Origin of the sequence: Salinivirga sp., assembly GCF_035268865.1 — a bacterium.
Classification (GTDB): Bacteria; Bacteroidota; Bacteroidia; order Bacteroidales; family Salinivirgaceae; genus Salinivirga.
Genome location: NZ_DATFKB010000221.1, coordinates 1 through 11,270 on the forward strand (window position 1 = coordinate 1; position 11,270 = coordinate 11,270).

Here is an 11,270-nt window from a genome sequence, read left to right on the forward strand (position 1 = left end):
AGCAAAAGAAGTTAGGTACCTATACAATAATTCTGTACTTTTGCAAAAACACCATAAAAACAGTGAAAAATGAAAGGCTTTTTACTCAGCACATTTCTATTTTTAAGCATTAGTTTAATAGCTCAAACAACCAACCAAAATGGCGACTGGGAAGACAATGCAACCTGGCAGGGAGCTGCTCCGGGCACCACTTTTACTTCAGATGTATATATTGAACATAAGGTCACATCATATAGCGAGCTAAATTTATTGCTTGGAGGCACCTTAACCATAGGAAACAACAATGGGCCAGTAGATAGCTTAATAATTAACGGGGAATTTTTATCAGAGCTCGGAACAATAATAACTATTAATGGTGATGGTGTTGTAAGAGTAAATGGCGATTTAGCAAGTTTCATTGGAATAATAAATGTAGATGGTACCCTTTTGGTTGACGGAGATTTAGCTAATACAATTGCAAATATCAACATCAGTAGTACTGGTACAGTTGGTGTTTCAGGCGACTTTAACAATAATCTTGGTGGTTCAGTAAACAATGATGGCCAAATTAATGTGGGAGGAAGTTATAATGGCAATTTGCCAACGGGTACCGGCACACTTGACGACGGACACACCAACCCGCTCCCAGTAGAATTTGGAAACCTTACACACGAAATTGTAAACGACAGAGTCAGACTTGAGTGGTACACCCTCTCAGAGCTCAATAACGACTATTTTATTATAGAAAAATCAACTGATATGGATAGTTGGACGGAAGTTGGACGAGTGAACGGGAATGGAACCACGTCCGTGAGATCTGACTATACTTTCGATTTCAGCGCACACGGTGAATTCTACATTCAGCTTAAACAGTTTGATTATGATGGTAAAAACGAAGTACTTAAAATCATACACATCGTGAACGATGGTTTTAAAATTTACCCCAACCCCGTAAAAGCTGATCAAATGAATGTATTATTCAATAATCTGCAAGGTGCAGATTACCGCATTTTTAATCAATATGGTGTGGAATACACACGCAACGATAATTTTGAAAAAGGTTTCTATTTTGTGAGGGTCAATAATAAGATGCACAAACTCATTGTCGAATAACACTAATACGAATACAATACTTTTTATATAGCCCCGGATTTTATAAATACTCCGGGGCTTTTTTATACATGCCATTCCCATTTTAGTGACATATTAATACTAATTGACATTTCTGAAGCAGAAATTGGCTTGTTCCTTTTGCCAAATTCTTATCTTTGTTCTGACAACAAATAGTTATGATGCTCAGTATTTGTATAACCGCCCGGGACGTTGCCTTAAACGAACTTATTACACGCCTAAAGGAGCAGGCGGAAAAACTTGATGTAGACACTGAAATTTGTGTTGCTGAATCAGCAAGTAAATCCAGTATAAGCAGACAAAACGAAGCACTTTGCAACAACCTGAACATTAAATACATCAGGCACAACCAGTACTGGAGCCACGGACAAATGAAGAATATGCTGGCACAACAGGCATCGGGTTCTTATCTCCTGTTTGTTCATGGCAGCATGCACATTACCCACAGAAAATTTCTTAGTTCATACACCGAAGTAATGCAACCGGGTGTTGTTGTGCATGGAGGTGTATCTGCATCGGGCCGGCGCCCCGCTCCGGATTATGAGTTGCACTGGTTGGCTATGCACAACCTTTTAACTTACACATCTGATGAACGCAATAAACACCCCTATTACCACCTGTGCACCAACAACATGATGATTCCGCGGGGTCTCTTTTTACAATATCCAACCCCTGACAGCGATGATTTTTCAGGTTTACTGCCTTACTCCTTCGAGCTTAAAAACAACAAAATTCCGGTCATACATATCGATAACCCTATTGCAACATCACGCTTTTTAGAAACCATGCGTTTCCTGGCCATTACAAGAATGCAAATGCAACAAATTGCCTGCTGGATTAAAAAATTAAGTAAAGAAGAGATGGAGCATGTAGCGATTCCGGAATATCGACACTTGCTCAAAGCTAAAAAATGGAAAATGGCACCATTGCTAAAAAACACTTATAAACTCAATGCTGTCAGGCTCTTCAGTGACAACTATTTTTCACTGCGTACATCACTCAGAATGTACAAACATTTCAGGCGTTGGATGCTGATGAAATATATTGAAAATAAAAAAATGGCAAGCTAACTACCCAGCAAAAACTTTAATGGAATATGCAATCTCGACTGCCATGACCTTTCAGAATGATCGTGTCCTTCAAATTTCCGTGTCATCCAATTAGCGCTATCGTAACCGCTTTCAACCATCACACTGTCGATTTTTGGCTGAAGCTCCTGATACATAGCATCAAGCGTTTCAGTTCCATAATCGAAATAAATTTTGTGTGTTTGCGGATCTGGCAAATTATTCCGCATATATGTTGCAAACTGCTCCGGAATAGGATTGTTTTCAATGGCAAAAGTACCGGGCCAATGGGTGGATAAGCAGGCTGCACCACCAAACACCTGCGGATATTCACAAATGGCATACATTGAAATCAACCCACCCATGCTGGAACCGGCTACAAAGGTATTTTCGCGATTTGTCAGGGTAGAAAAATGACTGTCAACGTATGGTTTAAGCTCTTCTACAATAAATTTCAGGTAATCGTCTGATCGTACATCAGTAGCAAAAAGTGATGTTTCCTCATTTCGTTGAGCCTCATCAATTAAATATTCGCGCATATCATCTGGCAAAGTCTCAAATGGTTTCTGCGGGAAATAATCGGCGTGCCGGGTTTCGCCCCCATTCCATATTGCAACCACAATGGTTTCGCGCACCTGATCCTCATCAATTAACTGTTGGAGTGTTTCATCCACACTCCACTCCTGCCCATTCCAGGTGGTAGTGGAGTCAAAAAGCATTTGACCATCGTGCATGTAAAGCACGGCATATTTTTTACCTTTATCATACCCATTTGGCAACCATATATCCACCGTGCGGCTCGATATGTAATCGGAATGGAATTTTTCTATGCGTTCGAATGTCCCAACCACATTTTTTTGTGCCATTTTTTCTTTATTTGTGCTTATGCAACCTGCCAAAAGGGCCAACACTATAAAACTGTACTTCATAAAGATAAAGGTATTAAAATTCCTGATTGATGTGCATAACAATATGCGAAAAAACAATTTATAATATACAATACCGAAAAACTCAACAGCTTACCTGAAATGGTAGCCGAAGCCAACAGTCAAAATACTCACCTTCATATCAGATTCAGCCTGTTCATCAGGTATTCCAGGAGCAGATGTTGTTATATTTAATTCATGATCGCCTAAACCAAAATACCCGACCTGCAAACTAATTTTTTTAGCGATCAGTAGTTCTGCACCAGCTTTAAACCCCAAATGAAAAGCAGGCTCTGTACGCATCTCAAGCACATCCCCTTCTATTTCAATCTCAAAATTGCTTACGCTTAAATAATTGGCGGTTAAACCACCATTTAACAGAATCTCAACACCTTCATGGGTGTCTATGTAAAACTGGAGGCCGGCACTAAACGGGATATTTCGAAACTCCGGGAAATCATAATCTGCCTGCACACCAAAAGCTTCATCGAACATATCTTCCAGGTCCTCCTGCACATCTCGTGAAGTTCCGTTAATAAAAAAATCTACCGCACCAAATGCACCCACACCATTTTCGTTGAAAAGGTAATTTAACTTTAAACCACCATTGACACCAATGCCTGCCCCACCTGCATCCGAATCATAAATATCTTCATCGCCAAAATCTCCTACAGGAATAGACAAATTTGCATGGACATCGAACCACCTTTGAGCACTTAAACCATTTGTAAATAATAATGCAATTACAAGAACAGTACTCCAATAAATTAGCTTTTTCATTTTTCAGGATTTAATTTTAAAAAACTCCATCCAAAAATAGTAATCTTTTCCAAATCGGAGGCATAATGTTGCTAACAATGATAAATAAAAAACTACCGGTTCAACCATTTTTTAAAATCAGCGGCCCGCTCCACACTCACAACAGCTTCTTCGGGGTCGTCAGCCGGAGGATTTAAGTTCACTTTTACACGTCCTCTACTGCGCGCAACCATACTCTCAATGGCAGCTATATGAATAATAAACTTACGGTTGATTCGGAAGAAATCTTTCGGGTCAATTTTTTCATTAATAGCATCGAGGCTATTGTCCATGGCATAAGTTTTACCCTCAAAAGTGGTGGCATACACATCCTTTTGTATGGCATAAAAAAATGCAATGTCGGCCGTTTTCACATAAACAAGTTTCTCTCCTCGCTGAACTAAAAATCGCTGTTTGTAAAGGTTTTCGCCCTCTCTCATTTGCTGCCACAATTCTTTTAAGTCGACTTTTTGGCCATCATAAAGATGACGATACTTTTCAACTGCTTTCTCAAGATCTTTGCGCTGCACAGGCTTTAAGATATAGCCAAGGCTATTGGCTTCAAATGCTTTAATGGCGTACTGGTCATATGCTGTAGTGAATATTACAGGTGTTTGAAGATCTATCTGGTCAAAAACATTGAAACTAATCCCGTCTGATAGTTGAATATCCATAAAAATGAGGTCAGGCTTATTTTTAAGTAACCAGCTTATGGTTTCTTTAACCGATTTAACATGCGCGCTGACATGAGCTTCCGGCAAAACCTCGTTTACCATTTTTATTAATCGCTTTGCGGCAAAATCTTCATCTTCAACTATTAGTACATTCATTGTTAATCAGGTTTAATATAAGGTAATTTCACAATATAAGCCTCGGCAATCAAGGTAAATGAGGGTTCAGGTGCACCCATCATATTGAATCTTTTTCTCAGATTTTGCTGACCTATACCTGTGCTATGTCCCGGCCATGCCTTTGGGTTAAGATTATTCTCGACTATCAGGTAATCTTCATCACAATAAATGCACACATTTAAAGGACTTCCTTCATTAATTTCGTTGTGCTTAATTGCATTTTCCAAAACTACCTGCAGTGTCAGTGGAGGTAGATGGTAAGAAAATAATTTATCAGGTACGCTTACATTGTAATTAAGCATATCTCCATATCGTACCTGTTGCAAAAACATATAAGACGAAGCAAAATTGAGTTCTTCCCTAATAGATATTAAATTATGCTCTATGGTATCGAGCACATAGCGGTAAACTTTCGAAAACTCACCAATAAAATCCTGGGCTTTATCTGTATTCTCATCTATCAATCCTGACAAAACATTGAGACTGTTAAACATAAAATGGGGTTTAAGCTGGTCTTTTAGCACTTCAAATTTTGTCAACTCAAGCTCCTGGCTTAACTCTTTGGCTTTTTTCTCCTCTGTTTGACCAATACTAAAATTCAGCCAGGCCTCAATGCCAATCATTAAAATGAGATTGATCACAGCTACTATAAGTACATTATTAAACAGCACATTTCCAAAGCCTTGTTCATATTGATCTATGGAATGTGCAAGCAGTGTTATGAAGAAAGCAATTAATCCTCCAACTATTATGGTGGCCATAAACTCAGCAAAAATGCGCTGTGTAGCTTTAGTACTCCAGTTAAGATGTAGATTCAGCCAATGCACAATTTTTAAATTGGGCCAGAATAATAAGTTTGCTGCAAAAAATGAGAAAGTAGTGCCATACGCGAGTCTGACAATATACTCCAGCCCACTTTTAATATTGATGTAACCTGTAAATTGGTTATAAGATATTATGATTAATTGCAATACAAAAGAAAAGAGAGCCAACAACAAGAGTACTCGAGGCAACTTGATAATTTTAATTGGGTTCAGATTTTCCATTGCAATTTCTTTCCGGTTAAAGTTAATAAAACTCATATTAGAAAAAATTTTACCTTCAATAAAAAATTCAATTGATCTTATTGGAAGTTGGGTTAATAAGGGTGCGAGAATTAAAGCTAGTTTAATTATTAATGAAAAAGGCTATTCAATTCAATACCATCTCTGAAAACATTCTTCAATTTTTTTCTGGCATATACCTGATGGTCTACTCCGGTGAGAAATAATATTATCCTCCTGGATTTTCTTTCACCACATCCACCATATTTAAAGCAATTCTTTCGTGTCTTTTCATATAAGAGATGTAAAGATTTTCGTATGGTGAACCTGAAAAATATCGACCAAGTTCATCGTAAAATGCAAGGTTTAATGAATCATAATTACCGGTTACCATTTGTTGACAATACTTGAATTAGATTTTCCCCTTTTTAATAATATTGGTTAAGAAAAGCATCTATTGCAGTCTTATATTCTTCCTCTTTATCAATAAACCCCATGTGACTACCATCTACTTTAACTAATTTCATATGAGGAAACTTAATCTTTTTATAATGATTAACTCCAACATTCTCATCATTGGATGAATATAGAAATAAGGTCGGGATATTAATATCAGGAGTAATTTGCGAGTAATCTTTATTATAATCATCTATTGTAAATACAGCCTTACTAAAATCCATATTCCAGGTATCGAAACCTGCATAAGTTTGACCAAATTTCATAGCAGATTCAACAGATGAAAATGAAAGTTTCCAGACATCTGTTTTGGTGGTAAATAATTTTTGAATGGAATCTAAACGTTCTGATATGGGTAAATTAGTATTACTAAAATAAGCTGAGTCATCAATGTCAAAAAAAGCTATAACTGCGGGAATATAACTCTCTTCTAAACTCTCGTATAAATCTAATGTGCAATTGAACATTAAAATCCCCCTAATTACTTCGGGATGTTTATATGCATAATAAGTCTGTAATACACCTCCAAACGAATGGCCCATTATCATCCACTCTTTTATACCAAGATAATCACGAACTTCCTCAAAATCCTGTATCATCCTATCAATATTGTAATTTGAATCTGAAGGACTCTCTGAACGTCCACAACCTCTTTGATCAAGATAAATCATTTTAAAATGGTTTTCACTTATATCTCCTGCTAAACTTTGCCAGTAATTACTCCCTTGACCAGGCCCACCATGTACAAAGAGACAGGGAATTCCATCTCCTCTTATACTTGCAAAAAGTTTAACACCATCACTAGTTGTAATAATCGTGTCTTGACCTTTAGTTTCTCCAAAAAAAGTTATGAGAAACAATACAATGTAAATACTATAAATTCTCTTTTTCATGGGATTATAAATAAAATTTATTAACAGTAATTAATCCATGTTAAAATATTCCATAACTGAACGATAGACCATAATTAAGCCCCTCAAGCAAATCCTCGTCTGCTCCTTTTAACTTCACGGGGGATGTGGTTGTATATGAAGCTTCTGCTGCTGCCCACCAGTTGCCACCAATATTCACATACACTCTTACTTCTGGTTGAAAAACTGCATATTGATCCCTGTCCAAAAACTCCTCATACCATTCCAGACTTTCAGCAGTTTCTTTATCATAGCGATATTGTACTACACCACGTCCTGTCAATATCCCGGCACTCAGCTTAATTCGATTTCCAATAGGTTGCAGATATTCTACAAAAGTTCCCGAGTATCCCCCCTCTAAACGGTAATGACCTTCTGTTGCAAATTCAGTAAGTTTATGATCATAATTTAGGGCATGACCTTCAAGACCAATCACCCATTTATGATTAAACACAAAACCTACACGTGCTCCCAACAGAAAGGCAGAATTATCGAACAACTCAGTGTACTGGCCCGAAATAGAACCATACAATCCTACTTCATGCGTTTTTTTACTGGTTTTCATGGTCCACAAATAGTTTTCAGACTCATTTGTTTGTGCTGTTAGGTTAATGGCGAATAATACCAAAATTACCATACTTAAAATTTGTTTTGTCTTCATCTTTTCAGGTTTTAGGTTAATTAATAATGACAACACAAATTTAGTTGAGCCTCAGCAAGCCACATAAATTAAGTAGATGAACGTGTATTTAAAAGGAATGAACCTGCAATTTAATAGAATGAGCATGGATAAAATCCTAAATCAATTACGATTCAATGCCATTGATGTGTTTGAAGAATTAAAAATAAAGGCAGCGACACCTGTTAAATCAGGGGAAACAAATAATTACTAATGATTAAAAAAACACACTGATTATTCAATAGTTTTAAGGGGATTTTCACCGAACTATATTTCTTCGCCTTAGCGTTACAAATAAGAAAATCAGCGCGATTATGGTTCCAAGAAAATCGGCCAGAGGAAAAGCGAGCCATACGCCATCAATTCCCAAATTAAACACATGTGGCAAAATGAGCACAAGTGGTGTAACAAGTAACACCCAACGCTGTATGGCCAGCACAAAAGCTGCACGGGGTTGTCCCATGGCCTGATGAGCACCCATCGTGGTTTGGTAAATTCCCATTAACCACATCATGGAGATTATTATTCTTAAAGCCCGCGGTCCTTCCTGCATCAGATTCTGGTCTTTAGTAAAAAGACCGAAAATGGGTTCGGCAAATATTTGAAAAAAGATAATGGCCACAATGCCATATCCAACAGCATACATGAAACCCAGCTTAATGGTTCTTTTAATGCGCTCAGGGTTATCAGCACCAAAATTAAACCCGACAATGGGCTGCATACCCTGGTTGAGTCCATAAAGCGGCATACCGAAAAACAAAGTGATTTTATAAATTACGCCAAAAACGGCAATGGCCATATCGCCGCCCAGAGCGCCAAGCGTATGGTTCAAAACAACATTGGCCACACTGCTGGAAGAACGCATTCCAAAACCAGATAACCCTACAGATAATGCAGGCTTAAGCACCTGTTTGTTAAGCCTTAAGCACCTGAACTTGAAATTAATCACGTGATTTGGCTGCCTGAAATAGAGGATCAAATATACCAGTGTCGCAAATTTTCCAAGTATGGTAGCCAGTGCAGCCCCTTGCATCCCCATCTGGAGTGGAAAAATAAATATGTAATCGAGCACCACATTGACTATAATTCCAAGCAACATGGCATTCATAGCATCGCGTGCATTACCCTCTGCGCGCAAATAATTATTGGTACTCACACAAAAGGGAAACCAAAGCATACCAATGAAGACAATCTTACCATAATCATGCGCGTAGGGCAAAATTGTGGGAGTAGCACCAAATGCTTTCATTATTGGATCGGTAAAAATAAAGCCTATTGTGCTGAAAAAAGCACCTACCAGTATAACAAGTAAAAATCCGTTACCTGCAGTTCTATTAACTTTCTCTTCCTCTTTTCGTCCAAGCTGTCTCGATATTAACGTACCTGTACCAATACCAATCATGTGTGCAAAAGACGACACAATGGCCACCACAGGCAACACAATTGCTACACCTGCAATCCCCTGTGCACCAATCCCACGGCCAACAAATATGGTATCTACTATATTGTAGATTGCATTGGCAAACATGGCAATCATGGAAGGAAAAGAAAGTTTAAGTAGCAGCCTGTTTACATTGGCTGTACCCAGTTCTTTGTGTTTTTCAGGCATATAAAAAATAATTGAGCGTTGGCAAAGTTAAAAATACGTATTGAAACACCTCAATTCTGAAACAGGTTATTAATCTGTTTAAATTTATTTTTCAAAGGTCATAACCTGTCCCGATGCAACCGAAGTACAAAGTACGAACTCAGCGAAGTTAATCGGGATGGAACTAGCCATAAGTCCCATGTAAGCTGCATCCTTTTTGCAAGCTCAATATAAGCATGCTCGTGTACTTCGGCATGTTCAGCATAAATGTGGTTTATTTTTAGTCATGGCCCGGTTCATATAAAACATACACATACAAGCGGCTTGTAGATCCCCATTTCCATTCAATTCTCCAACATACAAAATTTACCGAATTAAGCTAAAATCATACATTTATAAACAATAAAAAGTAAAAATTGTACCTATTAATCTAAAGCAAGAAAAGCTTTGGTGTGATAGCAAATAATTAAATTTTATGTAACTTGCACAACTTTTAAAATCAGCACACAATGACAGAAGATATTATATTAGTTGACAAAGAAGATCAGCAAATAGGAACGGGAGAAAAGATGGAAGTGCACCGTAAAGGAATGCTACATCGTGCATTTTCTGTATTTGTATGGAACAAAGACGGGCATCTTATGGTGCAGCAGCGTGCCAAAACCAAATATCATACACCCGGTTTATGGAGTAATACTTGTTGCAGTCACCCCAAACCGGGCGAAACTGTTGAACAAGCCGCAAAAAGGAGGCTCGAAGAAGAAATGGGTTTTTCATGCGACTTAAACGAAGAAATGAGTATTATTTACCACACTCAATTCGACAACGACTTAATCGAACACGAATACGACCATGTTTTATTCGGACATTACGATGGTACACCGGTAATTAATCCTGAAGAGGTACATTCGTGGAAATGGATGAGTATAAATGATATTCACCGCGAGGTACGATTGCACCCGGAGTTATATACGGTTTGGTTCCGGATAATTATCGACCGACTCAAAAATGAAAATGTAATATAAAAAACAAAACCCGGTTAAATTTAAACCGGGTTTTGTTTTTTATGCTTTTTCAATTAGATATTTAGCGACTTTAGCCAATCCAGCGCCTCTTCACGTGATTCAAACCGCTCATTTTGAAATTTACGCTGATCTCTGCCTTTCACAATATTATCTACAGCAAACCTTACAAACGGATCTTTTTTAATAACAGTAGCAGAAGCCCTGTATCCGGCTTTTTCTGCCTGAGGCAACCACACCTCATTCAGCCATAGCTGATCTTCGCGTTTGAAAATAACCGCTCTGGAATTATCCGTTAAAACACTGGATATGTTATGCTCCTTAAGCGCATCAATCACAATCATGCATGCCCTCCTGAAGTTTTCACTTTTAGGCGCACCAAACCACTCAATTATTACAGTTTGCACATCCTCATCAAAAGCAATGTGACAATACTCTGTATTTAAATACTCCTGAGGCATAATTGTGCTAATTACTCAAAAACTGGCGTATAGCAGCATTAAATTCATCTGCTTTTTCGAATGGTAAAAAATGACCGCATTTTGGCAACATAATAAGTTTGCTGTCAGGAATTTTATTGTCACCAACCTTTGCTATGTCTTTGGTCCATCCCGGATTCAGGTACCTGTTTGGGATAAGATTATCATTTTCGCCAAAAACGATTAACGTAGGTTGTTTAATCAGATCCAGTTTATCAATCACCGGCTCATTTACCATACCATCAACAGATTGGGCTACAGTATGGCAATAATGATCAAAATCTTTTGCACTGCGCATAGCCAGCCTGTCGGTAATAATAAATTCGGCATCGTCGGGCAT

13 protein-coding genes are annotated in these 11,270 nt (G+C 37.9%); 3 read left to right on the forward strand and 10 right to left on the reverse strand.

All coding sequences use genetic code 11. The features are described 5' to 3' along the window. The first annotated feature begins 69 nt into the window (after positions 1–69). Together VJ937_RS13075 and VJ937_RS13080 are read left to right on the forward strand one after the other, a co-directional pair. On the forward strand, positions 70–1,092 hold the full coding sequence (locus VJ937_RS13075; protein ID WP_324067796.1) for a hypothetical protein: 1,023 nt from the start codon (positions 70–72) through the stop codon (positions 1,090–1,092). A 176-nt stretch (positions 1,093–1,268) separates the two neighbouring features. Further along, positions 1,269–2,180, forward strand: a complete 912-nt coding sequence (locus tag VJ937_RS13080; protein WP_324067797.1) for a hypothetical protein — start codon at positions 1,269–1,271, stop codon at positions 2,178–2,180. Here the strand turns inward: VJ937_RS13080 and VJ937_RS13085 are convergent. From VJ937_RS13085 to VJ937_RS13120, 8 genes are all read right to left on the reverse strand, one after another. Then, a complete protein-coding gene (locus VJ937_RS13085; RefSeq protein ID WP_324067798.1) occupies positions 2,177–3,106 on the reverse strand; it encodes an alpha/beta hydrolase in 930 nt (309 codons plus the stop codon). The two genes, VJ937_RS13080 and VJ937_RS13085, sit on opposite strands and share 4 nt — an antisense overlap. 90 nt (positions 3,107–3,196) lie before the next feature. Then, on the reverse strand, positions 3,197–3,883 hold the full coding sequence (locus tag VJ937_RS13090) for an outer membrane beta-barrel protein (protein WP_324067799.1): 687 nt from the start codon (positions 3,881–3,883) through the stop codon (positions 3,197–3,199). 92 nt (positions 3,884–3,975) lie between these two features. Next, positions 3,976–4,731: a LytTR family DNA-binding domain-containing protein gene (locus VJ937_RS13095; RefSeq protein ID WP_324067800.1), complete on the reverse strand. Its 756-nt coding sequence runs from the start codon at positions 4,729–4,731 to the stop codon at positions 3,976–3,978. Between the two features lie 2 nt (positions 4,732–4,733). After that, positions 4,734–5,834, reverse strand: coding sequence for a sensor histidine kinase (locus VJ937_RS13100; RefSeq protein ID WP_324067801.1), 1,101 nt, complete (start codon positions 5,832–5,834; stop codon positions 4,734–4,736). Positions 5,835–6,024: 190 nt separating this feature from the next. Further along, a complete protein-coding gene (locus tag VJ937_RS13105; RefSeq protein ID WP_324067802.1) occupies positions 6,025–6,189 on the reverse strand; it encodes a hypothetical protein in 165 nt (54 codons plus the stop codon). Positions 6,190–6,223: 34 nt separating this feature from the next. Continuing rightward, positions 6,224–7,144, reverse strand: a complete 921-nt coding sequence (locus tag VJ937_RS13110; protein WP_324067803.1) for an alpha/beta hydrolase — start codon at positions 7,142–7,144, stop codon at positions 6,224–6,226. Positions 7,145–7,184: 40 nt separating this feature from the next. Next, positions 7,185–7,823, reverse strand: a complete 639-nt coding sequence (locus VJ937_RS13115) for a hypothetical protein (protein WP_324067804.1) — start codon at positions 7,821–7,823, stop codon at positions 7,185–7,187. Positions 7,824–8,100: 277 nt separating this feature from the next. Beyond that, positions 8,101–9,450: an MATE family efflux transporter gene (locus VJ937_RS13120; RefSeq protein WP_324067805.1), complete on the reverse strand. Its 1,350-nt coding sequence runs from the start codon at positions 9,448–9,450 to the stop codon at positions 8,101–8,103. 488 nt (positions 9,451–9,938) lie between these two features. On the opposite strand from VJ937_RS13120, the gene idi reads away from it, so the two are divergent. Beyond that, a complete protein-coding gene (gene idi, locus VJ937_RS13125; protein ID WP_324067806.1) occupies positions 9,939–10,454 on the forward strand; it encodes an isopentenyl-diphosphate Delta-isomerase in 516 nt (171 codons plus the stop codon). Positions 10,455–10,507: 53 nt separating this feature from the next. Here the strand turns inward: idi and VJ937_RS13130 are convergent, their stop codons facing one another. Both VJ937_RS13130 and VJ937_RS13135 read right to left on the reverse strand, forming a co-directional pair. Further along, complete coding sequence (locus VJ937_RS13130; RefSeq protein WP_324067807.1) at positions 10,508–10,912, reverse strand: hypothetical protein; 405 nt, start codon at positions 10,910–10,912, stop codon at positions 10,508–10,510. A 7-nt stretch (positions 10,913–10,919) separates the two neighbouring features. After that, a partial coding sequence (locus VJ937_RS13135) for an alpha/beta hydrolase (protein WP_324067808.1) occupies positions 10,920–11,270 on the reverse strand: 351 nt, incomplete at its 5' end.